19 protein-coding genes are annotated in these 21375 nt (G+C 73.5%); 9 read left to right on the plus strand and 10 right to left on the minus strand.

The genetic code is table 11. The features are described from left to right. The first annotated feature begins 10 nt into the window (after window positions 1-10). From ACFVX6_RS30220 to ACFVX6_RS30230, 3 genes are read left to right on the plus strand one after another with little or no spacing between them, the layout of a single operon-like run. Entirely contained in the window at window positions 11-1003 is a 993-nt protein-coding gene (locus ACFVX6_RS30220) for a class I SAM-dependent methyltransferase (protein WP_389696803.1), read from the plus strand. Further along, complete coding sequence (locus tag ACFVX6_RS30225) at window positions 1000-1512, plus strand: hypothetical protein (protein ID WP_389696805.1); 513 nt, start codon at window positions 1000-1002, stop codon at window positions 1510-1512. The genes ACFVX6_RS30220 and ACFVX6_RS30225 overlap by 4 nt, the downstream gene beginning before the upstream one ends. Window positions 1513-1572: 60 nt before the next feature. After that, on the plus strand, window positions 1573-1974 hold the full coding sequence (locus ACFVX6_RS30230) for a hypothetical protein (protein ID WP_389696807.1): 402 nt from the start codon (window positions 1573-1575) through the stop codon (window positions 1972-1974). On the opposite strand, the gene ACFVX6_RS30235 is transcribed toward ACFVX6_RS30230, so the two are convergent. Then, the gene (locus tag ACFVX6_RS30235; RefSeq protein ID WP_389696809.1) at window positions 1971-3374 is read right to left on the minus strand and encodes an MFS transporter; all 1404 of its coding nucleotides are present in this window, start codon (window positions 3372-3374) and stop codon (window positions 1971-1973) included. The genes ACFVX6_RS30230 and ACFVX6_RS30235 overlap by 4 nt on opposite strands. A gap of 116 nt (window positions 3375-3490) precedes the next feature. Here ACFVX6_RS30235 and ACFVX6_RS30240 point away from each other — a divergent pair, with 116 nt between their 5' ends. After that, window positions 3491-4102 carry a helix-turn-helix domain-containing protein gene (locus ACFVX6_RS30240; RefSeq protein ID WP_389696811.1) on the plus strand — a complete coding sequence of 204 codons (612 nt, stop codon included), beginning with the start codon at window positions 3491-3493 and terminating at the stop codon, window positions 4100-4102. 26 nt (window positions 4103-4128) lie between these two features. Here ACFVX6_RS30240 and ACFVX6_RS30245 read toward each other — a convergent pair whose 3' ends face one another. Both ACFVX6_RS30245 and ACFVX6_RS30250 read right to left on the minus strand, forming a co-directional pair. Continuing rightward, window positions 4129-4758 carry a class F sortase gene (locus tag ACFVX6_RS30245; RefSeq protein ID WP_389696813.1) on the minus strand — a complete coding sequence of 210 codons (630 nt, stop codon included), beginning with the start codon at window positions 4756-4758 and terminating at the stop codon, window positions 4129-4131. Window positions 4759-4899: 141 nt separating this feature from the next. After that, window positions 4900-5463 carry a hypothetical protein gene (locus tag ACFVX6_RS30250; RefSeq protein WP_389696815.1) on the minus strand — a complete coding sequence of 188 codons (564 nt, stop codon included), beginning with the start codon at window positions 5461-5463 and terminating at the stop codon, window positions 4900-4902. 657 nt (window positions 5464-6120) lie between these two features. Here ACFVX6_RS30250 and ACFVX6_RS30255 point away from each other — a divergent pair. Further along, on the plus strand, window positions 6121-7527 hold the full coding sequence (locus tag ACFVX6_RS30255) for a nucleobase:cation symporter-2 family protein (RefSeq protein WP_389696837.1): 1407 nt from the start codon (window positions 6121-6123) through the stop codon (window positions 7525-7527). A gap of 105 nt (window positions 7528-7632) precedes the next feature. Here the strand turns inward: ACFVX6_RS30255 and ACFVX6_RS30260 are convergent, their stop codons facing one another. Next, window positions 7633-8706, minus strand: coding sequence for an Lrp/AsnC family transcriptional regulator (locus ACFVX6_RS30260; protein WP_389696817.1), 1074 nt, complete (start codon window positions 8704-8706; stop codon window positions 7633-7635). Between the two features lie 127 nt (window positions 8707-8833). Here ACFVX6_RS30260 and ACFVX6_RS30265 point away from each other — a divergent pair, with 127 nt between their 5' ends. After that, window positions 8834-10867 (plus strand): ATP-binding protein, encoded by a 2034-nt coding sequence (locus tag ACFVX6_RS30265; RefSeq protein ID WP_389696819.1) that lies wholly within the window; start codon window positions 8834-8836, stop codon window positions 10865-10867. Here ACFVX6_RS30265 and ACFVX6_RS30270 read toward each other — a convergent pair. From ACFVX6_RS30270 to ACFVX6_RS30285, 4 genes are all read right to left on the minus strand, one after another. Then, the gene (locus ACFVX6_RS30270; RefSeq protein WP_389696821.1) at window positions 10864-11505 is read right to left on the minus strand and encodes a 3'-5' exoribonuclease domain-containing protein; all 642 of its coding nucleotides are present in this window, start codon (window positions 11503-11505) and stop codon (window positions 10864-10866) included. The genes ACFVX6_RS30265 and ACFVX6_RS30270 overlap by 4 nt on opposite strands. A gap of 71 nt (window positions 11506-11576) precedes the next feature. Then, the gene (locus ACFVX6_RS30275; protein ID WP_389696823.1) at window positions 11577-12764 is read right to left on the minus strand and encodes a hypothetical protein; all 1188 of its coding nucleotides are present in this window, start codon (window positions 12762-12764) and stop codon (window positions 11577-11579) included. 294 nt (window positions 12765-13058) lie between these two features. Next, window positions 13059-14678 carry a malate synthase A gene (aceB, locus tag ACFVX6_RS30280; RefSeq protein WP_389696825.1) on the minus strand — a complete coding sequence of 540 codons (1620 nt, stop codon included), beginning with the start codon at window positions 14676-14678 and terminating at the stop codon, window positions 13059-13061. Between the two features lie 262 nt (window positions 14679-14940). Further along, window positions 14941-15522, minus strand: a complete 582-nt coding sequence (locus ACFVX6_RS30285) for an NTP transferase domain-containing protein (protein WP_389696839.1) — start codon at window positions 15520-15522, stop codon at window positions 14941-14943. Between the two features lie 349 nt (window positions 15523-15871). Here ACFVX6_RS30285 and ACFVX6_RS30290 point away from each other — a divergent pair, with 349 nt between their 5' ends. After that, the gene (locus ACFVX6_RS30290; RefSeq protein WP_389696827.1) at window positions 15872-17359 is read left to right on the plus strand and encodes a PLP-dependent aminotransferase family protein; all 1488 of its coding nucleotides are present in this window, start codon (window positions 15872-15874) and stop codon (window positions 17357-17359) included. A 211-nt stretch (window positions 17360-17570) separates the two neighbouring features. Here the strand turns inward: ACFVX6_RS30290 and ACFVX6_RS30295 are convergent, their stop codons facing one another. Both ACFVX6_RS30295 and ACFVX6_RS30300 read right to left on the minus strand, forming a co-directional pair. Then, on the minus strand, window positions 17571-18206 hold the full coding sequence (locus ACFVX6_RS30295; RefSeq protein ID WP_389696829.1) for a response regulator: 636 nt from the start codon (window positions 18204-18206) through the stop codon (window positions 17571-17573). Further along, window positions 18203-19429: a sensor histidine kinase gene (locus ACFVX6_RS30300; RefSeq protein WP_389696831.1), complete on the minus strand. Its 1227-nt coding sequence runs from the start codon at window positions 19427-19429 to the stop codon at window positions 18203-18205. The genes ACFVX6_RS30295 and ACFVX6_RS30300 overlap by 4 nt, the downstream gene beginning before the upstream one ends. Window positions 19430-19563: 134 nt before the next feature. On the opposite strand from ACFVX6_RS30300, the gene ACFVX6_RS30305 reads away from it, so the two are divergent. Together ACFVX6_RS30305 and ACFVX6_RS30310 are read left to right on the plus strand one after the other, a co-directional pair. Beyond that, window positions 19564-20652 (plus strand): ABC transporter permease, encoded by a 1089-nt coding sequence (locus ACFVX6_RS30305; RefSeq protein ID WP_389696833.1) that lies wholly within the window; start codon window positions 19564-19566, stop codon window positions 20650-20652. Next, window positions 20649-21375: ABC transporter ATP-binding protein (locus ACFVX6_RS30310; RefSeq protein WP_389696835.1), on the plus strand; the 727-nt coding region annotated here is incomplete at its 3' end. The genes ACFVX6_RS30305 and ACFVX6_RS30310, both read left to right, overlap by 4 nt.

The following is a 21375-nucleotide window of genomic DNA, read 5'->3' on the forward strand; positions in this document are numbered from 1 at the left end:
AGTTGCGAGTGTGCCCCACCTTGAGATATCCGACCTGATCACCGTCACCGATCCGCTCAGCGGGGCGCGGCTGCCGGTGCGTCGGGGTGATGTGGTCCGTCGGCTCGACGAGGCCGGGGATCCGCGCGCCGCCCGGATCGTCGCCGGACTGCCGGCGGGCCCGGACGACGTGCTCGACCCGCTCGCCGTGGACCGGCTGATGATCGGCGTCCACACCGAGCTGCAGCGGCTCAGCGAGGAGCTGCGCGTCGGGGAACGGCTGGTGCACGTACTGGACCCGCTGTTCGAGGCCATCCGCGAGATCGCGGGCCGCCGCGGCCGGTTCCGCCTGGTCGACATCGGATCCGGGCTCGGCTACCTCGTCCGCTGGCTGGCGTCCACCGGCGCCCTGGGCCCCAACGTCGAGCTGATCGGCGTCGACCTCGACGCCGCGCTCGTCGCCGAGGCCGACCGGCTGGCCCGCGCCGAGGGGCTCGACTGCCGGTTCGTCCACGGCAACGCCTTCGACCTGCCGGAGGTCGCCACCGTCTACGTCTCCACCGGAGTGCTGCACCACTTCCGCGGCCCCGCGCTCGCGGAGTTCTTCGAGGCCCAGGCCGACTCCCAGGCACTCGCCTTCTGCCACTTCGACATCGCCGCCACCCGGCTGGCACCCCTGGGCGCCTGGATGTTCCACCGCGCCCGCATGCGCCATCCGCTCGGCCGCCACGACGGGGTCGTCTCCGCCCGGCGCGCCCACTCGGACGAAACCCTGCTGCGCGCCGCGACCGTACCGGGCATCCGGCCGCTGCTCTACGAACCCCGCGGCCTGTCCAACCCCTTCTGCACCACCCTGCGCCCGGTCCTCGGCATCCGGCCCTACCTGGAGGACCCGCTGCGCCAGGCCCTCGGCCGCTCCTCCCGCCGGCTCGTCGGCGCGGAGCAGCTGACCCGCGGCGGACCGCCCGGGCACGACGCCGCGGCCTGGTCCGCCGCCGGCGCCGGGACCGGGGCCGCGCGATGAACCCGGCCTGGCCCCTCGCCGCCCTCGGCCTCGTCGACGCGGCCTTCAGCGGCTTCCGCGCCTACGCCGGCCGGGACGCCCGGATCCGCAAGCACCGTGCCGTCGTCCGCGCGGCCCTGCGCGGGCTGTCGGTCGGCGCCGTCCTCCTGCTCGCCCCCGCCCTCACGGCGGGCGCCGTCCTGCTGCTCGCCGAAGACCCGGACCGGGCGTACGGGGCCCTCGCCGACGGCGGCATCGGCTTCCTCGTCCCGATCGGGGCCTACGCCCTCGCCGTCGGGCTCTCGCTCGCCTCCTACTTCGCCCTGCCGTACCGGGCCGGCACCCTCGCCATGGTCGTCGGGCTCGGCCCGCTCACCCTGGCCCGGCCGCTGGTCGTGGCCGCCGCCTGCGCCGCTGCGCTCGCCGCCGGGGGCGGCTGGACCTCGCTCCTGGTGGGAGCCGTGGCGGGCGCCGCGGTCCTGTGTGTCGAGCCGTACGTCCACCGCCGCTGGTACGCGTTCCCGGCCTAGGGCCTGTCGATCGGGCCGGACCTGACGCGAAGCGCCGTACAGACCCTAGGGTGACCACCCATGAGACGAGGGTGGACGCTAGCCCTGGCCTCGGCTGTTGCCGTGGTGCTGGCCGGGGGCGGATACGTGGTGGGGGACCGGACGGGCGGCCGGACGGGTGGCCGGACGGACAGCAAGGGCGAGCCGTCCTGCGCCGAGGTGCGGCAGACGGCCGAGGAGCTCTTCCGCCAGTGGTCGAAGCTGGACACGGACGACTCGAAGCGGTCGGTCAAGGTCCGGGTGGCCGCCGACGTCGTGCTGGTGCACGGGGACTGCTTCCCCTACGCGACGCTGTCCGCGATGCGGGCCGCGGTGCAGCAGCTCGATGTGAGCCGCGACTCGACCGCGATGCAGATCGGGGCGGGCGTCGTGGCGTGCGAGGCGGTCCTCACGGTTGCGTCCGAGTGCCGGACCCGGCCTTAAGCCCCCGGCTCCTTCCGGGAGGCGGCCCGGGCCACTGCGAAGAGGGACAGTCCGCAGGCCGTCACGAGGAGCCAGCCCGGTCGGGACGCCCGGGCGAGGTCGTCCGGAGCGACGCCCGCTGCCAGGGCTCCCGCCACGGCGATGCCCACCGCCGATCCGATCTGGCGGGCTGTGGAGGTGACGGCCCCGGCCACACCGGCGCGGGACGGCGGGAGTCCGCCGACCGCGGTGTGGGTCAGCGGGGCGTTGGCGAAGCCGAACCCGATGCCGATGAGCAGGTAGGCCGACAGGAGCAGCGGCACGCTCGGGTCCGGGCCCAGGCCCACCATGCAGAGCCCGCCCGCCGCGGTGAACCCGCCCGCGAGGAGGAGCGGTCGCCGCGGCCCCAGGCGCCCCGTCAGACTGCCCGACCAGGGCGCACACACGGTGGCCCCGAGCGCCATGGGCAGGGTCGCGGCGCCGGCCGCGAGCGGCGTCCAGCCGCGGGCGTCCTGCAAGTACAGGGTGGTGAGCAGCAGGCTCACGCTCAGCGCGGCGAACACCGCCACCGCGCCCAGGACCGCCGAGGCGAAGGGCGGCCGCCGGAACAGCCCGAGGTCGATCAGGGGCTCGGGCCGGCGGAGCTCGACCCGGACGAAGGCGGTCGTGGCCGCCGCGGCGACGGCGTAGCAGGCCAGGGCCGCGGGGGAGGCCCAGCCGATGCGGGGGCCTTCGATCAGGACGCCGACCGAGACGCACAGGGCCGTCGTGAGGAGCAGCTGGCCGGGCAGGTCGAGCCGCCGGGCCCGCTGTCCGCGGGACTCCGGCACGAACACCGCCACCAGGACGAGCGCGCCGACGACCACCGGGGCGTTGATCCAGAACACCGACCGCCAGCCGAGCGCCGCGATGAGGGCCCCGCCGATGACCGGGCCCGCGGCCATGCTGAGCCCGAAGACCGAGGCCCATATGCCGATGGCCCGGGCCCGCTCCCGCGGGTCGGGCATCGCGTTGACCACGATCGCCAGGGCCACCGGGCTCAGCATGGAGGCCCCGACCCCCTGGACGGCCCGCGCCGCGACGAGGAGGCCCAGCGACGGAGCGAGGGCGCAGGCGAGGGAGGCGAGACCGAAGACGGCCAGCCCGCACCGGAACACCCGACGGCGTCCGAAGCGGTCCGCGAGGGCGCCGGAGGCGATGAGGAGGCTGGCGAGGACCAGGGTGTAGGCGTCCACGACCCATTCCAGACCGCGGGTGTCCGTTCCCAGGCCCCGCCCGATCGCGGGCAGCCCCACGTTGACGATGGTGGTGTCCACTCCGATGAGGAACATGCTCAGCGCGCAGACGGCCAGTACCGTCCACCGTCGGCGCGCGCCGAGGGCGGGCCCTGGGGCCGTCCCGGCCGGGATCGTCGTGGTCATGGGGTCCGCCTCGGGTCCGCGACGACCTGTCGGCCGCCGGCTTCGGATGTCGGCCCATGCTCGGACCGGGCGGCGGCCGCGGCCCAGGAAATTTGCCGATACCGCAAAATGGCCCCATGGACAGGGACGCCGATCACGCCGATCACGCCGAAGACGCCGAGGACGCCGAACAAGCCGAACTCGCGCGGACCCTCGACGCCATCGGCCCGCGACTGCGGGCGCTGCGCCGCGAGCGCGGCCTCACCCTGGAGGCCCTCTCCCGGGCCGCCGGGATCTCCGTGAGCACGCTCTCCCGCCTGGAGTCGGGCAAACGGCGTCCGACCCTCGAACTGCTCATCCCGCTCGCGCGAACCCACCGCGTCGCCCTCGACCAGCTCGTGGCGGCCCCGGTCACCGGTGACGCGCGCGTCCACCTGAAGCCCCGCCGCAGGGACGGGAGCGTCCTGGTCCCCCTGACGACGTACCCCGGCCGGGTCCAGGTCTTCAAGCAGGTGCTCGCGTACCGGGAGCCGAAACGGGTGACCCACGCCGGCTACGAATGGCTCTACGTGCTCGCCGGCGAGCTCCACCTCGTCATCGGCGAGCGGAGCCTCACCCTGCGCCCCGGAGAGGTCGCCGAGTTCGACACCGCCGAACCCCACTGGTTCGGCCCCGCCGAAGGCGCGGTGGTGGAGATCCTGCACCTGTTCGGACCCCACGGCGACCAGGCCGTCGTCCGCACCGGGTAGGCCGTGCCCGGGTAGGCCGTGCTCGTTTAGAACGTGCCCGTCAGGTGGGCGAAGACGACCACGTTGCCCTGGTAGCCGGTGCGCGGGGAGAAGCCCCCGCCGCAGGTGATGACGCGGAGCTCGGCGCGCGGTGCGGACCCGTACACGCGGGAGTCGGGGAAGGCCTTGGCGTCGTAGACCTCCACCGCGTGGACGGTGAACACGGCCGTACGTCCGTCAGCGCGGGCGATCTCGATCAGGGCGCCCCGGCGCAGCGCGCCGAGGTGGTAGAAGACCGCGGGCCCGGTGGCGTTGTCCACGTGCCCGGCGACCACGGCGGTGCCGGTGGCGCCCGGGGTGGTGCCCTCGCGGTACCAGCCGGCCAGGTCCCGGCGGGCGGGCGGCGGTACTTCGAGACTGCCGTCGGCCTGCAGCCCGAGCCCGGTGAGCGGGGCGTCCACGCGGATGGACGGGATCCGGATCCGGGTGGGAGGGGAGCCGGGGAGCGCGGCGATGGCGCCGGGGAACCGGGCCTGGGCGCTCAGCGCCTCACCGGGGGAGGGCAGCGGAGGCCGGACGGGCTCGCCGGAGCCGCTGCCGATGAGCCAGACGCCGATGCAGGTGGCGAGCGCGACGAGCCCGCCGGCGCGGGCGCGGGCGCGGCGTGCCTCTGCCATGCGGCCCCCTCGGCTTGGTGACGGGTGACGCGAACGTGGTGACTGCCCGTCGCCCGGCCCCGCGAACGGGGGGGACCTCGCGGGGCGGGCGACGGGGGACGGTACCGGTCGGACCGCGGCCGGAGCCGCGGTGGGCGTCCGTCAGTTCCGCGTGCCGCTCGCCCGGCGACGCAGGAACCAGGTACCGCCGACGGCGGTTGCGGCCAGCACTGCCGCTCCCGCCGCGATCTTGGCGGGGTCGGTGGTGGTGGTCGTGCCACCGCCCACCCCGGTGCGCACGTGGCCCTGGGGGGCGCGGTCGTGCTCGGTGACGATCAGGTCGCCGGTGGCGAACTTGCCGTTCGCGCAGGTGGCGCCGATCGAGTGGGTGCCGGGGTGGGTTCCGCGGGCGACCTGGAACTGTCCCACGACCACCTCCTTGTGGGTGCCCGGGGCCAGCTTGAAGCGGCCGCCCCCGACGGTGGTGGCGTCGCCCTCGGCGTGGCTGCCGGGACCGCAGGCCTTCGTGTTCACCGTGACGGTGGTGCCGGGGGCGGCGGACTTGGGCCAGATCTCCAGCGGGGCGAAGTCGCCGGCCGCGAAGCCCGTCATCCGGAAGCCCGTCATGCCCAGGTCCGCGGCGGCGACCGCGCCGGCCACCGGTCCGGCGAACGCGACGGCGGTCAGCGCGGTGGCTGTGAGCACGTGGGCGGTGCGTCGACGCATGGAGGGTCTCCTGTGGACACGGGGTCGTGTTCTCCGAGGTAACCCGGGCGGCTGGGCGGGCGCCTGCTGATGCGGTGTCAGATTGGCGTCCGGGGGATGGGGTGGCGGGGCGTTCTCGCAGGTGGGGTGCGGTGAGAGGGCATTTTCGGGGCCCCACCCCGTCCGGGTGACGATGGCCTCGCGGGCGCGGTCGCCGCTGCGCGGAGCTGGTCCCCGCCCCGCCCTTTCACCGTTTCCCGGGGCCCCGCCCCGGACCCCCGGCGCCACACCCGGCGGGGGTCGGGGGGGGGGGGCCGCCCCCGCGCCCGGCGGCCGCGGACCCGAGCGGGGTCCGCGGCAGCTGTTCCCGGGTAGCGCCCGAGGTTTTTCCGAGGGCGCCCCGGGAGCGGTGACTCGTGCAAGTCGCTCCGCCGCTCGTGCCATGAGCCCCGCAGCTCGTGCCACGCGTCCGCAGCTCCTGTACCGCGCCACTGCTACGGCACCGCCAGCTCATTTTCCGTTTTCGCGTGGAACGCCTCGGGCGAACCGTTTCCGCACCCCTTGGGACAAGCATTCGCAGCACCCACAACTCCATAACGGCTCGACTCGCACAGCTTTCGCACCACCTCCCAGACACATCACGTCCCTGCCGGCGTGTTAAACAGTTCGGAGGAAGCCGTGGCCCAGGCGCCCAGGTTTCGCAAAGACGCAGTCGCAGTACCGCAGGCCTCTGTCGACTCAGGGGGGAAGCACCCGGTCGACGAGACATTGCCGCCGCTGAAAATGTTCACCAGCGGCCTCCAACACGTAGCCGCCATGTACGCGGGTGTGGTTGCCCCGCCCATGATCGTCGGACCGGCCGTAGGCCTCTCCGCCACCGAGACCGCCTTTCTGATGGGCGCCTCGCTCTTCACCGCAGGACTCGCCACCCTCCTCCAGACCCTCGGGTTCTGGAAGATCGGCGCCAAACTCCCCTTCGTCAACGGCGTTTCCTTCGCCGGCGTGACCCCGATGATCGCCATCGGAAAGGGTGAGGGCGACAACGCCATCCCGATCATCTTCGGCGCGATCATCGTCGCCGGAATCCTCGGGTTCTTCGCCGCCCCGTACTTCGGCAAACTGGTCCGGTTCTTCCCACCGGTCGTCACCGGAACGGTCATCACCCTGATCGGCGTCTCGCTGCTCCCCGTGGCCTTCAACTGGTCGCAGGGCGGGAACAGTCACGCCGCCGGCTACGGCTCGATGAAGAACATCGCCATGGCCGCGGTCACCCTCGCGATCGTCCTGCTGATGCGCAAGTTCCTGCGCGGCTTCCTCCAGCAGATCTCCATCCTCCTCGGGCTGGTCGCCGGCACGCTCATCGCGCTGCCGCTGGGCATGACGAACTTCGACGCCGTCAGGAACGCCGATTTCATCGGCTTCCCGACGCCGTTCCACTTCGGTGCGCCGCAGTTCCAGGTCGCCGCGATCATCTCCATGTGCATCGTGATGCTGGTGTGCATGACCGAGTCCACCGCCGACATCCTCGCGCTGGGCAAGATCGTCGGCCGTCCGGCGGACGCGAAGACCATCGAGGGCGGCCTGCGCGCCGACACCCTGGGCAGCGCGCTCAGCCCGCTGTTCAACGGGTTCATGTGCAGCGCCTTCGCACAGAACATCGGTCTGGTCGCCATGACCAAGGTCCGCAGCCGTTTCGTCGTCGCGGCCGGCGGCGGCATCCTGATCCTGCTGGGCCTGTGTCCCATCGCCGCCTCCGTCATCGGAGTCGTACCGCTGCCGGTCCTCGGCGGCGCGGGCATCGTCCTCTTCGGCTCGGTGGCCGCCAGCGGCATCCAGACCCTGGCCGGCGCGGCCATGGAGAAGGGCGAGAACGCCCTGATCGTCGCGGCCTCGCTCGGCATAGGCCTGATCCCGATCGCAGCCCCCGGTTTCTACCACGCCTTCCCCGAGGACCTGCTGGTCGTGCTCGACTCCGGCATCAGCACCGGCTGCGTCGTGGCCATCGTGCTGAACCTGGCCTTCAATCACCTCGGTGCCAAGAAGGGATCGGCCTCGGCCGCCCCGGATCCGGTACTGGTGCACTGACCGGGCTGTTCCCGGTCCGTGCGCGGGACACGGCGGTGCGTACGTCACCCACTGCGGGGTTGGCGTCCGCACCGCCGTACGCGTCTTCGGTGCGACCCCCGCGCCTCACGCGCCGACGAGGCCGGAATCGGCGGGGACCGGGTCCGACCAGATGTCCGGGGAGACCGTGCGCACGCGATGGCCGCGCCGGTCCAGTTCCTGGGCCTCCGTCTTGCGGACCTGCAGGGCCACCGCCGAGTCCGTGATGCGCAGGCCCGGCAGCCGCCGGGTGAGCTCCGCCGTGTAGCGGGAGAGGTCCTCCACCGTGCGCAGCCGGGCGCTGATCATGAAGTTCCAGGGGCCGCTGACGGACATGCAGATACGGGTTTCGCGCAGCCCCGCGGCGACCGCCGCGCAGTCGGCGAGCTCGAACTCGGAGGCCTCCGCCCACAGCGTCGCCGACACCGGCCAGCCCGACAGCGCCGAAGTCAGCGCGCAGCTGTAGCGCAGGCTCTGCCCGCCCTCCAGCCGCGCCAACCGACGCCGTACGGTCGACTCGCTCATCGTGAACTCCCGGGCCAGCGAGGCCACGGAGCGCCGCGCGTCCGAGGCCAGGGCCAGGACCAGCGGCCGGTCCTCCTCCTGGAGCGGCGCCACCGCGGGCCGGTCCGGGGCGGCGGAAGCCGCCGGCCGTCGGGTCCGCCGGGTCAGCAGGCCGATCTGGCCCGGGGTCAGCTGGTCCAGGCGCCAGCGGTCGGGGGCGTAGTGCACCGCCGTCACCATCGAGGTACGGGTGCCGACCACGCCCGGGATCCGCTGCACCCGGCAGGACAGGTAGGCGTACAGCGTCGGCAGGTCGGGCACCGCCACGAAGACGAGCAGGTCCCGCCCCCCGGTGGTGTGCTCGACCCCCAGGGCGTGCGGATCCGCCACGAGCACGTCCCCCACCGAAGGCGAGGTGCCCGCGGTGCACGTGACCTCCACCCACGCCATACAGGGCTTCGTGACGCCGGTGCGCAGCCCGAGTCCGCTCAGCCACGCCTCGCCGGACCCGGTGAGCCGCTCCCAGCGGCGCGCCAGGGTGTCCGGGCGCGCGCCGAGGACCGGACCCAGCAGCTCCCAGCTCGCGCGGGGTGCGAGCTGGAGTGCGTGGACGAGTGCCCGATCCGTGTCGTCGATGGCGGAAATGGCCGAGTTCATACCCTCCCCTTGGTGGTTCTCCCGGTCGGTGACGGGACAACGGGATTATGAGCCGATCATCTCTCTTTGTGCGTTCAACTGTTGACCACATCGCGGTGCGCACGTGTAGGACAGAGCAGGAGGATGTGTGGGGGAGGCCGGCTCGGGCGTGCGGCAGGCGGTGCCCGCCGAACTGTCGAGCTTCATCGGGCGGGAGCGGGAGCTCACCGCCCTCGCCTCCCTGCTCGCCACGGAACGCCTGGTCACGCTCACCGGACCGGCCGGCATCGGCAAGACCCGGCTCGCGGTGCGCACCGTCCGCACCCTGGGCGACCGGGACGGCCTGGACGCCGTCTGGGTGGAGCTCGCGGGCCTGCCCGAGCGGTGCTGGGACGGTCTCCGGGCGGACCTCGCCGACCGCCTCGCGGGGCGTGAGGCGCTGCTCGTGCTCGACGGCTGCGAACAGCTGGGGGAGGCCGGCGCGAGGCTCGCGGCCGGACTGCTGCGCCTGCCGGGGCTACGGATTTTGGCCACGTCGCAGCGGAGGCTGCGGATCGCCGGGGAGGCGGTACTCGCCGTACCGCCGCTGTCGGTACCGACCGCTCCGTCCGTGCAGCCGCTGCCCTCGTCCCCGTCGGCCCTGCCGGGGCTCGGTGCGCCCGACCCCGCCCGGCGGTTTCCGGTGGCGGACGTCGCCGGCTACGCGGCCGTACGGCTCTTCGCGGAGCGGGCGCGCGGCGCGGACCCCTTCTTCGAGCTGACCGACCGCAACGCGGGCGCCGTGGCCGCACTGTGCCGGGCACTCGACGGGATCCCCGGGGCACTGGAGCTCGCGGCGGGGCGCTCGCACCAGTTCGCGCCCGCGCAGGCGCTCCGCAGGCTCGGCTCCGACCCGCTGGGCTTCCTCGCCGGGGGCGCGGGCCGCAGCACCCGGGTCGACGCCGAACGCTCGCTCCGGCTGGCCTCGCCCGCCGAACGGCTGCTCTGGGAGCGGCTCTCCGTCTTCGCGGGCTCCTTCGACCGGGCGGCCGTCGCCGAGGTGTGCGGCTTCGGTGCGCTCACCCCGGACACGGCCGTCGAGGCGCTGCTCCGGCTGGCCCCGGGCCTGCTCGCGGACGCCGGTCGGGGCCGCTACCGGCTGCCGCTGTCCGTACGGGCGTACGCGGCCCGGCGGCTCGCGCAGGGACCCGCCGGGGACGGCGCGACGACGGCCCGGCGCCACCGCGAACGCTGCCGGGTGGTGGCGGAGCGGGCCGCGCAGCTGTGGCGCGCCGGTGCGCAGCGCGAGGCGCGCGCCCTCGCCCTGCGGGAACTCCCCGAGCTGCGCGCGGCGATGAACCCGCTCGCCGCGGGAGGACCGGGCGCAGCCCTGGAGATCGCGGTGTCCCTGTGGTTCCTGTGGTCCGCCTGCGGGATGGCGGCGGAGGGGCGCAGGCACGTGGAACGCGCCCTGGCCGTGCACCCGGCGCCCCGGCCCGCCCGGGCGCTGTGGCTCGCGGCGTGGCTGGTCGCCGCCTTCGGGGAGTCGGACGGCGCCGACCCCCTGCTGGTGGAGGCGTGGACGGAGGCCGTGCACGAGGGGGAGGACGCCTGCCTGGCGTACCTCGCGCACCTGCGCGGAACGATCGCGCTGTGGGAGGACCGGTACGAGGACGCCGCCGCGGAATACCGGGAGGGCCTGGAACTCCTCCCGGCGGATCCGGAGTTCGGCCCCGGCCGCGAAGCCCTGCGCGCCGCGCACACCCTGGCGGTCGCCCGTACGGACCCGGCCTCGGTCCCGGTCGAGGACGGCCCGCCTGGCAGCGCGCCGGACGGCTCGGTCGACCTGTGGGCCCGGTCCTGGGTGAGCTACGCCCACGCCCTGGTCCAGCGCCACGAGGGGCACCCGGCGCGGGCCCGTAGCGAACTGCTGAGCGCGCTGCGGACCCAGTTCGCGCTGGACGACACCCTCGGGCAGGCCTTCTCGGCGGAACTCCTCGCCGAACTGGAGGCGGACCAGGGCCGCTACGCCGAAGCCGCCCGCCTCCTCGGCGCGGTCTCCCGCACCCGCCCGCACGCGGCCTCGGCCCCCCGCGTCCAACACACGGTCCGCGCCCGCCTCACCCCCGAGGCCTTCCGCGCGGCCTACAGCTCGGGCATGCGGACGCCCCTGCGCGAACTCCTACCGGACCTGACGGGCTAGCCGGGCCGACCGGCCTGATCGGCCCGACCGGGCGGCACCCACGCCATCAGGTTGCTCATCAACTCGGCCTGCTCGACCGCGTCGTCCAGCGCGTGATGGGTGTGCGGCCGCCGGGATAGCAGCTCGCGCGGCATGCGTCCCTTGACGGCGGCGCGGAGCGGTACCCCGGCCTTGGCGGCGTAGAGGGTCTTCATGTCCAGGCAGCCCGAGTGGCCGAAGGGGCTGTCGCCGCCGAAGCTCATCAAGTACCAGTACAGGAAGGTCCAGTCGAAGGAAGCCGGGTAGGCGCACATCACCGGTTGCGCCCCCACGGAGACTTCCCGTACCCATGCACGGAACTCCGCCATGGCGGCGGCCGGTTCGGCGCCCTCGCGGACCAGCCGGTCCCGGTCCAGCCCGCTGACCGCGAGCGCCTCCGGTACGTACGCCTCGCTGATGGGGCGCAACTCCCGGTAGAAGGTGTCCTGTTCCGGATCGGCGGCCGTATACGAAGCCGCGTCCTGCCGCCCGGCCACGGCGGCCCCGAAGCTGATCATCGAGTACGGCCCGGGGATGGGCCCGTCGGCTTCGACGTCGACGGAGATGTAGAGACTGGGCCGCGCCGGACGGGCGGAGCGAGCGGTACCGACTGAGGTCATACCGGGAGCATCTCAGCCGACACCGCACGCGATCATCCGAATATGAGGTCGTGGCCCTCGCTGCCGTACGGCTACGGCGCGGGGGTGAGGTACATCCCGCTCTGGTCGGCTCCGGCGGTGTTCTTGCAGCCGAAGCCGCTGCTCGCCGGCTGGGCCACGACCAGCGCCAGGCAGCGTCCGGCCGCGAGCTGCCCGAAGTAGTTCGGATGCATGGACTCCTGGACCAGCCCCTGCGTCTCGCTGCTGTCGATCCAGCGTGCCCACTCGCTCGTCTTCGCCGAGGCCGGTGCCGCGGTGGTGACCTGCTTGCTCGCCTTCGCGCACACCTCGCGCCCCTGCATCATGTCCTTCAGGTCCAGGAACTGCGCGCCCTTGGCCGCGGCGACCGCCTTCAGCCGCCCGGCGATCTGCGGCACGAGGGAGTCCCGCGCCCAGTCGGAGTCCCTGTTCCAGAAGGGACACCCGCCGGTGTTGAGCCGGCTCCAGTCGCTCTGGGTGTACCGGTTCTCCGCGCCGCGCGGGATCGGCGACGGGTAGGACTGCAGCACGATCCGGTACGAGGAGTCGGCGTACCCGGCGCCGCGCATGACGGCCCGCACCTCGTCCACGGACTTGCCGACGTCGGCCATGACGCCGTCGATCTTGTCGTCCACACCCTCCTGCTGGTCGTCGTAGCAGTAGGAGCCCCAGAGCACGAAGTCGTACGCGCACTCCTTGATGATGTCGGCGAAGCCGAGGTCGTTGCCGCCGATGGACAGCGCGATGACCTTGACGTTGTTGCTCGCGGCCACGGCGGCGAGCTGATCGGCCTGCGGGGCCTCGCCCTTGAAGGCGACGCCCCCGTTGGAGGCGCGGAACACGTTCTGCGATACCGCCCCGGAGCAGGCCAGGTTGATCGCGACATCGGCGAGCGGCCCGGCGCTCTTCACCTCGGCGGAGTCCGAGCGGTGGCATCCGCCGGCGGTGGCCCCGTAGACCTTGCCGGGGTCGTAGCTGCTGCCGCTCACCCAGGCCCGGTCGGTACCGGTCCGGTTCCCGCTGTTGGTCAGGCTGTTGCCCTTCCAGCGTCCGGCTTCCCCGGAGATGTAGCTGTCGCCGAGGGACACCACCGCCGTGGGTCCGGTCCCCGGTCCGGCCACGGCCGTACCGGCACCTCCGGCGACCAGGGCCCCGGCGACGAGCGGCACCGCCATCCCGATCCCGGCCAGTCGTCGCACCCGACGGGCCCGGTCCATGCTGTCGACGCGTATTCCGATCACTGCGGAACTCCTGCGGTCGGCCATGCAGAATCCGGGAACAACTCCGGCGCATGGCGGGGTAAGTGGGGGTTACCTCCGGCCGGTGGCAATCGGAAAGGTGCCATCCCGCGCGTTGTTACCGCTAGGTACAGGTAAGTTACGAACAAGTAACAACCGACCGGTCGTTCGGCGCCGACCGGTCGGACGCCCGGGCCGGGGACGCACGACAGCGCCCCCGGAGCCGGAAGGCTGCGGGGGCGCTGTCGTTACTGCCGGGGTTTTCGGCTGCTGTGCGATTCAGCCGAAGGCCGGGTGTCAGCCGATGAGCTGGTCGTACGCGGGGAGGGTCAGGAAGTCCGCGTAGTCGGCGTCGAGGGAGACCTGGAGGAGGAGGTCGTGGGCCTGCTGCCACTTGCCGGAGGCGAAGGCCTCCTCGCCGACCTCGGCGCGGATCGCGGCGAGTTCGGCGGCCGCGACCTCGCGGGCGAGGTCGGCGGTGGCGAGCTTGCCGTTCTCGAAGACCACGCCGGCGTTGATCCACTGCCAGATCTGCGAGCGCGAGATCTCGGCGGTGGCGGCGTCCTCCATCAGGCCGAAGATGCCGACGGCGCCGAGGCCGCGCAGCCACGCCTCGATGTAGCGGATGCCGACCTGGACGGCGTTGCGCAGGCCGTCGTACGTGGGCTTCGCGTCCAGGGAGTCGATGGCGATGAGCTCGCCCGGGGCGACGTGGACGTCCTCGCGGAGGCGGTCCTTCTGGTTGGGCTTCTCGCCCAGGACGGCGTCGAAGGAGGCCATCGCGATCGGGACCAGGTCGGGGTGGGCGACCCAGGAGCCGTCGAAGCCGTCGCCGGCCTCGCGGTCCTTGTCGGCCTTGACCTTCTCGAAGGCGACCTTGTTGACCTCGGCGTCCTTGCGGGACGGGATGAAGGCCGCCATGCCGCCGATGGCGTGCGCGCCGCGCTTGTGGCAGGTCTTGACGAGGAGCTCGGTGTACGCCCGCATGAAGGGAGCGGTCATCGTCACCGCGTTGCGGTCCGGCAGGACGAACTTCTCGCCGCCGTCACGGAAGTTCTTGACGATGGAGAAGAGGTAGTCCCAGCGGCCGGCGTTCAGGCCCGCCGCGTGGTCGCGCAGCTCGAAGAGGATCTCGTCCATCTCGTACGCGGCCGTGATCGTCTCGATCAGGACGGTCGCGCGGACGGTGCCCTGCGGGATGCCGACGTAGTCTTGGGCGAAGACGAAGATCTCGTTCCAGAGGCGCGCCTCCAGGTGGGACTCGGTCTTCGGCAGGTAGAAGTACGGGCCCTTGCCGAGCGCGATGAGGCGCTTGGCGTTGTGGAAGAAGTACAGGCCGAAGTCGACGAGGGAGCCGGAGGCCGGGCCGCCCTCGAACTGCAGGTGGCGCTCCTCGAGGTGCCAGCCGCGGGGGCGCATCACGACGGTGGCGAGCTCCTCGGCGGGCTTGAGGGCGTACGCCTTGCCCGTGCGGGCGTCGGTGAAGTCGATGCGGCGCTCGTAGGCGTCGATCAGGTTGAGCTGGCCGAGGACCACGTTCTCCCAGGTGGGAGCGGAGGCGTCCTCGAAGTCGGCGAGCCAGACCTTGGCGCCCGAGTTCAGGGCGTTGATGGTCATCTTGCGGTCCGTCGGACCGGTGATCTCCACACGGCGGTCGTTCAGCGCGGCCGGGGCCGGCGCCACCTTCCAGTCGCCCTCGCGGACCTGTGCGGTGTCCGGGAGGAAGTCGAGCGTGGAAGTGCGGGCGATCTCGGCGCGGCGCACGGAGCGGCGGGCGAGGAGCTCGGCGCGGCGGGGGGCGAACCGCCGGTGGAGCTCCGCGACGAAGGCGAGAGCCGCCTCGGTGAGGACCTCGTCCTGCCGGGGCAGGGGCTCGGCGTCGACGATGGCCAGCGATGACGGCGCTGGTGCGGACATATCTGTCACTCCTTCAGCGGCGGTGCCTGGCGGCCGCGGGGAATGCTCGCGCTGGACGGCACGCAGTGCCGTCGGGTGTGGAGAGTTCCGGGATACGGTCGCGGGCGCCGTCTGGGGGTTCAGGGCGCTTCTGACCAGTGGATAGTAATTTCCTCATGGTGGAAGTTCAATGGTTTGTTGATGTCGAGATTCTCTGAGTCGACAGATTCCGGTTCCCAGCCGGTTCCCGGTGGCCCTCAGTGCCATCGCGGTCACAGCCCGCTCAGGCGAGTCGTGCCAGGTCGGGAGGGGTGTCGATGTCGAAGGCCTCCGCGATGTCACCGCACTCGACCAGCGTGAGTTCACCCGCGTGCGCCGAGAGGTGCACCCGCGCGCCCTTGTCGCCCGTGGCCGTCGCCACGATGTCCGGCCAGCGGTCCGCCCCGAACAGCACCGGATGCCCGCGCTCGCCGTCGTAGGCCGCCGCCACCAGGCTCGCGGGGGACCGGTAGGCGGCTCGGACCCGGGCCACCGCCTCCGGGCCGATGCCCGGCTGGTCCACCAGGGAGACCAGGGCCGCGCGGGCGCCCGTACCGGCCAGCGAGGCGAGTCCGATCCGCAGGGAGGAGCCCATGCCCTCGGCCCAGTCCGGGTTGTCCGTCACCACGCAGCCGCTCAGGTCCGCGCGCTCGCGCACCTCGGCCGCGGAGGCGCCGAGCACCACGTGCAGCGGGCCGCAGCCCGCCTCGCGCAGGACCCGTACGGCGTTCTCCACCAGCGGGCGGCCCCGGTAGGTCAGCAGGGCCTTCGGGCGGCCGCCCAGGCGCCGGCCGCCGCCGGCGGCGAGGAGCAGGCCGGCGATCACCGGGGGAGCGGAGAGACCGGCTGCCGCCGCGGGCTGCTGGTGCCCGTGCTCGTGCCCGTGCCCGTGCTCGTGCCCGTGTTCGCGCTCGTGCTCGTGCTCGTACTCGGCTGGTGTGGTGCTGTGGGGTGACATGTCACCGATTCTCGCTCGCGCCGCAGGAGGCGTCGTACGGCGGCGAGCGCGGCCCCCACGCGCAGCGGTTCGGCGATCCGGTTCTCGGCGGCGGTGAGCAGGGCCCGTTCGTCACGGTCGGTCAACATCGGCGGCATCTCCTTGCCAATCGGCGGCCAATGCAGCGAGTCTGGCCCTGGATTGGCCTGGCAGGCAGAGCCAATCAGGGGAGGTTGGCATGGCAAACGGGCGAGTGGTCCAGACGGCGGACAGAACGATCGGCAGCCGTCAGCTCGCGGCCCTGTTCCCGGCGGAGGTACTGGCCCGCCCCGGCTACCGGGCCCTGGCCGACGCCGTCCGCACGCTGATCCTCGACGGCCGGATCGCCCTGCACGTGCGCCTGCCCGCCGAACGCGAGCTCGCCGAGGCGGTCGGCGCCAGCCGGGCCACCGTCACCGGTGCCTACGACCTCCTGCGCGAGAGCGGCTACGTCCGCAGCCGCCGAGGTTCCGGGACCTGGACCGAACTCCCCGAAGGCCACCGCCCGGTCGGCGCGCACGCCATCGTCGGCGCCGGCGGCTACCACGTCGACGGCGACCCCGGCATCGACCTCGCCATCGCCGCCATGGGCGCCCCCGAGGACAGCCTCACCGAGGCCGTGGCCTGGGCCGCGCCCAGGCTCCCGGCCTTCGCCCGCAGCCCCGGCTACCACCCCTTCGGGCTGCCCGACCTGCGGACCGCCATCGCGGAGCGGTTCACCCGGCGGGGGCTGGCGACCCGCCCGGAGCAGATCCTCGTCACGGCGGGCGCCCAGCAGGCGTTCGCCCTGGTGATGAGCCTGCTGTGCGGGCCCGGGGACCGGGTGATGACCGAGAACCCGACCTACGCCAACGCCCTGGACGCCCTGCGCCACGCACGGCTGCGCACCGGGTCGATCGCCGTCTCCGACGCGGGCTGGGACCTGGAGATCGCCGAGTCCGCGCTGCGCCAGACCGTGCCGAGGCTCGCGTACGTGATCCCCGACTTCCACAACCCGACGGGTGCGCTGATGCCGGAGGAGCAGCGGCTGCGGCTGCTGGCAGCGACCCGGCGGACCGGGACCTGGCTGGTGGTCGACGAGACCATCGCCGACATCGCGCTCGACGTGCCGGCGCCCGCCCCGCTGGCCTCGCTCGCGCCGAAGGGCGGGGCGGATCACGTGGTGACCATCGGCTCGCTGAGCAAGACGCACTGGGGCGGGCTGCGGGTCGGGTGGATCCGGGCCACCGCCAAGATGATCACGGAGCTGACGGCGGTACGGGTGACGGCCGACATGACCGGATCGGTCCTGGACCAGCTGGTGGCGCTCCCGCTGCTGGAGGGGCTGGAGCGGACGATGCCCGCGAGGCTGGAGCGGCTGCGCGGGCAGCGGGCGGCGCTCGTCGCCTCGCTGGAGCGGCACACGCCGGAGTGGTCCTGGCAGGTGCCGCCGGGCGGGCTCTCGCTCTGGGTGGACCTGGGGGAGCCGGTCAGCTCCGCGCTGGCGGACCGGGCGGCGGCGGCCGGGGTCAACATCGGGCGAGGCGCGCGGTTCGGGGTGGACCCCGGGACCTTCGAGCACCGGCTGCGGATCCCGTACACCCTGGCGGCGGAGCAGTTGGACGAGGGGGTACGGAGGCTCGCGGAGGCCTTCCACGGGGGCGTGCCGCTGCCTTCGGCGGTGGAGCGGCCGTACTGGGTGGCTTAGCGGGGGGCGGCCCCCCGGGCCCCCGCCCCGGCCGGTCTCCGGGCCCGGCCCCGGTCCCGCCTCGGGCGCCGGTCCCCGGTGCGGGTGGGTGGGCCCTGCGGGGCGCAGTCCCCTACCCGCCCTTCCACCGTTCCCCGGGCTGCGCCCGGACCCGCCTGGGGCTCCGCCCCGGACCCCGGTCCTCAAACGCCGGACGGCTGAAACCCCTGGATCACGGCGTCCGGATCAGGCGGCGGGTGGCCGCCGTGGCCACTGCCGAGGTGCGGGAGTCGACGCCCAGTTTTGCGTAGATGTGGACCAGGTGGGATTTGACCGTGGCCTGGCTGAGGAAGAGCTGCTTGGAGATCTGCTGGTTCGACAGGCCGTCCGCGACCAGCTGGAGGACCTCCAGCTCGCGCTTGGTCAGGGCCTCCGCCGGGGTCCGCATGCGGTCCATCAGGCGCAGTGCCACCGCCGGGGCCAGTGCCGACTGGCCGGCCGCCGCGGTGCGGACCGCCGCCGCCAGTTCCTCCGGCGGGGCGTCCTTGAGGAGGTAGCCCGAGGCGCCCGCCTCGACCGCCGCCAGGATGTCCGCGTCCGTGTCGTACGTGGTCAGGACCAGCACCCGGGGGGACGGCGACCCGGCCGTGATCAGGGCCGTGGCCGCCGAGCCGTGCATGCCGCCGCCGGGGCCGAACTGGAGGTCCATCAGGACCACGTCGACCCCGGCGGAGCGGGCCAGCTCCACCGCCCGTTCCGCCGTGGCCGCCTCCGCGACCACCTCGAAGTCCGGCTCCGTGTCCAGCACCGCGCGCAGCCCGGCCCGGACCACGGGGTGGTCGTCGGCGAGGAGCAGGCGGATCGTCATGACAGGGCCTCCGCGGGCAGGGGAAGGGTGACGGCCACGGCGGTGCCCTGGCCGGGGGCGGACTCGACCGTGAACAGGCCGCCGAGGGTCTCGGCCCGCGAGCGCATCGCCGGCAGGCCGAAGCCGCCCCCGCCCGAGGGGGCGGACGAGGCCGCGCAGGGGTCGAAGCCCTTGCCGTCGTCGACGATGTCCAGGGTCACGGAGGAGTCCATGAAGGTCAGGGTGATCTCGGCGCGCCCGGCCTCCGCGTGCCGCACCACGTTGGCCAGCGCCGACTGCGCGATCCGCAGCAGCGCCACCTCGTAGGGCGTGGGGAGGGAGCGCGGGGTGCCACTCAGGGAGAACCGGACCCGCGGGCCCGGAGCCCCCGAGCACAGCCGCTCCAGCGCGGCCGGCAGCGACCCGTGCTCCAGGTCCGGAGGCGTGAGGGCCCGTACGAAGCGTCGTGCCTCGGCGAGGTTCTCCTGGGCGGCCTCCCGGGCCCGGCCGATGTGCGGAAGGGCCGCCGAGTCCTCCGGCAGGCTGCGCTCCGCGGCCCGCAGCAGCAGCTGGATGGAGGACAGGCCCTGCGCCAGGGTGTCGTGGATCTCCCGGGCGAGCCGCTCCCGCTCCGCCAGGATCCCGGCGCTCCGCTCGGCCGCCGCGAGCTCGGCCCGGGTCGTGATGAGCTCCTCGATCAGCTCGCGGCGCCGCTCGCTCTCCCGGTACAGCGCCTGGTAGCCCAGTACGGTCGCCACCGCCACGGCGCCGCCCAGCAGCGGCCCGAGGAAGGCCCCAGGGGGCACCGCGCTGCTGTGCGCGAGGAAGCCGCCGATCGCCGCGGCCGCAGTCACCGCGACGGCGGCCACGCCCCAGCGCAGCCGCAGCAGGTGCAGCTCCAGGAAGTACAGCGGGAAGGCGATCCACAGCCCGTCGGGGGAGACCACCAGCAGCGCGGCCCAGGCAGCGCACAATCCGGCCAGCCACACCGCCCCGGCGCGCACCGAGCGGTGCACCGCGGGGGTCCGTACGCCCGCGAGGTACACGGCGGCCAGCACCGCGCAGGCCGCGATCACCCAGCCGGCGTTCGGCGCGGAGTCGGCGACGGCCCGCCCGGCGGCGAGGGCGAGCAGACCGAAGAGCAGCGCGTGCAGGCACAGCCGCAGGACGCGGGAGACGGGGGTGAGGGTGCGGACGCCGGGGTCGCCGGGTGCGGGGAGGGCCGTCGCGAGGGGAGGAGTCATGGCCTGACCAGCGTAAGTCCGGGTCCGGGGGCCCCGGTCAACCAAAGGATTGATGTCTTGGTGCGCCCTTCGATACGAGGATCCCTACTGTGGCGCGATGCCTTGTGTCCACGCGGAAGACCAAGGTGGGGAACATGTTCGTCGCATGGAGAGATCTACGGTTCGCGAAGGGCCGCTTCGCCCTGATGGGGTCGGTCGTACTGCTGATCACACTGCTGGTCGGCCTGTTGTCCGGGCTCACCGCGGGCCTGGCCCGGGAAAACATCTCGGCCATCACCGGCCTGCCCGCCACCACCCGCCTCGCGTTCGCCGCGCCCGCCGGGGACCAGAAGGTCTCCTTCACCAACTCCCAGGTGCCCGAGAAGGCCTGGCTGGCCTGGCGGGAGCAGCCCGGGGTGACCTCGGCGCAGCCCCTGGGCATCCGCACCACCAACGTCGTCTCGGGTGAGCGCACGGCCGGTGTGTCCGTCTTCGGCGTGGACCCGGCGGGCTCCCTCGCGCCCCGGGGGAGCGGGCTCACCCAGGGACAGGTGGTCCTCACGGAGAAGGCCGCCAAGGAGCTCGGCGGGCTGACCGCCGGAGCCGAGCTCAGGATCGGCCAGGTCGAGCTGACCGTGGCCGCGGTCTCCGGCACCGCCGCCTACAGCCACACCCCGGTCGTCTGGATGGACCTCAACGACTGGCAGCGCGTCGGGAACCCCGGCACCTCCATCGACACCCTCGCCACCGTCGTGGCCCTGGACGGCTCGGCCGTCGACTGGGCGGCCGGGGACGAGGCCACCGGCACCGAGGCGCAGACCATCGACGGGGCGCTGAGCGCGATCGGCTCCTACACCTCCGAGAACGGCTCGCTCCAGCTGATGCGCGGGTTCCTCTTCGCCATCTCGGCCCTGGTCATAGGAGCCTTCTTCACCGTGTGGACCATCCAGCGCAGCGGGGACATCGCCGTGCTGAAGGCACTGGGTGCCTCCACCCCGTACCTCCTCAAGGACGCCCTCGGGCAGGCCGTGGTGATGCTGGCGCTCGGTACCGGTGCGGGCACCGCGCTCGCGGCCGGCTTCGGAGCGCTGATCAGCGGCGGAGACGTGCCCTTCGTGCTCGACGCCGCCACCGTGCTGGTCCCGGCCGCCGTCATGATCGCGCTCGGCGCGCTGGGCGCCGCCCTGTCCATCCGGCGGATCACCGCCGTAGACCCCCTGACCGCTCTCGGGAGCGCCCGATGACCCTGCTCGTGCACGACGTCACGCTCACCTACCCGGACGGCGACGGCCGCCTCACGGCCCTGGACGCGGTCGACCTGGAGGTGCCCGCGGGCACCCTGACGGCGGTGGTCGGCCCCTCCGGTTCCGGGAAGTCCAGCCTGCTGGCCGTCGCCGCCACCCTCGTCACGCCCGACGCGGGCCGGGTGGTCGTCGCGGGGCAGGACACCTCGCAGCTCGGCGCGGGCGAGAAGTCGGCGCTGCGCCGGGAGAAGATCGGCATCGTCTTCCAGCAGCCGAACCTGCTGGCCTCGCTCACCGCCGCCGAACAGCTCCAGGTGATGGCCCACCTCTCCGGCCGGCCCGCGCGGGCCCTGCGCCGGCGGGCCCTGGAGCTGCTGGACGCGGTGGGACTGGCCGACAAGGCCGACAAGCGGCCGCACCAGCTCTCCGGAGGGCAGCGCCAGCGGATCAACATCGCCCGCGCCCTGATGAACGATCCCGCCGTGCTGCTGGTCGACGAGCCCACCAGCGCCCTCGACCACGAGCGCGGCGCCGCGATCCTGGACCTGCTGGTCACCCTCACCCGCGAGCGCTCCACCGCCACCGTGCTGGTCACCCACGACCACGCGCACCTGGAGCGGATGGACCGCACCACGACGATGACGGACGGGCGCCTCACGCAGGGCGCGGAGCTGGACGACGGGGCGCTGCTGATCAGCCGGACCGTCTCCGCAGAGGGGCGTT

Source organism: Streptomyces sp. NPDC058289 (assembly GCF_042880975.1).
Lineage (GTDB): Bacteria > Actinomycetota > Actinomycetes > Streptomycetales > Streptomycetaceae > Streptomyces > Streptomyces stoeckheimensis.

Coding starts and splice junctions, on each gene's coding strand:
- ACFVX6_RS30295 (WP_389696829.1), bottom strand. CDS start 18,206: ATGACGATCCGCCTGCTCCTCGCCGACGACCACCCCGTGGTCCGGGCC.
- ACFVX6_RS30300 (WP_389696831.1), bottom strand. CDS start 19,429: ATGACTCCTCCCCTCGCGACGGCCCTCCCCGCACCCGGCGACCCCGGC.
- ACFVX6_RS30250 (WP_389696815.1), bottom strand. CDS start 5,463: ATGCGTCGACGCACCGCCCACGTGCTCACAGCCACCGCGCTGACCGCC.
- ACFVX6_RS30260 (WP_389696817.1), bottom strand. CDS start 8,706: ATGAACTCGGCCATTTCCGCCATCGACGACACGGATCGGGCACTCGTC.
- ACFVX6_RS30290 (WP_389696827.1), top strand. CDS start 15,872: ATGGCAAACGGGCGAGTGGTCCAGACGGCGGACAGAACGATCGGCAGC.
- ACFVX6_RS30230 (WP_389696807.1), top strand. CDS start 1,573: ATGAGACGAGGGTGGACGCTAGCCCTGGCCTCGGCTGTTGCCGTGGTG.
- aceB (WP_389696825.1), bottom strand. CDS start 14,678: ATGTCCGCACCAGCGCCGTCATCGCTGGCCATCGTCGACGCCGAGCCC.
- ACFVX6_RS30305 (WP_389696833.1), top strand. CDS start 19,564: ATGTTCGTCGCATGGAGAGATCTACGGTTCGCGAAGGGCCGCTTCGCC.
- ACFVX6_RS30245 (WP_389696813.1), bottom strand. CDS start 4,758: ATGGCAGAGGCACGCCGCGCCCGCGCCCGCGCCGGCGGGCTCGTCGCG.
- ACFVX6_RS30270 (WP_389696821.1), bottom strand. CDS start 11,505: ATGACCTCAGTCGGTACCGCTCGCTCCGCCCGTCCGGCGCGGCCCAGT.
- ACFVX6_RS30225 (WP_389696805.1), top strand. CDS start 1,000: ATGAACCCGGCCTGGCCCCTCGCCGCCCTCGGCCTCGTCGACGCGGCC.
- ACFVX6_RS30235 (WP_389696809.1), bottom strand. CDS start 3,374: ATGACCACGACGATCCCGGCCGGGACGGCCCCAGGGCCCGCCCTCGGC.
- ACFVX6_RS30240 (WP_389696811.1), top strand. CDS start 3,491: ATGGACAGGGACGCCGATCACGCCGATCACGCCGAAGACGCCGAGGAC.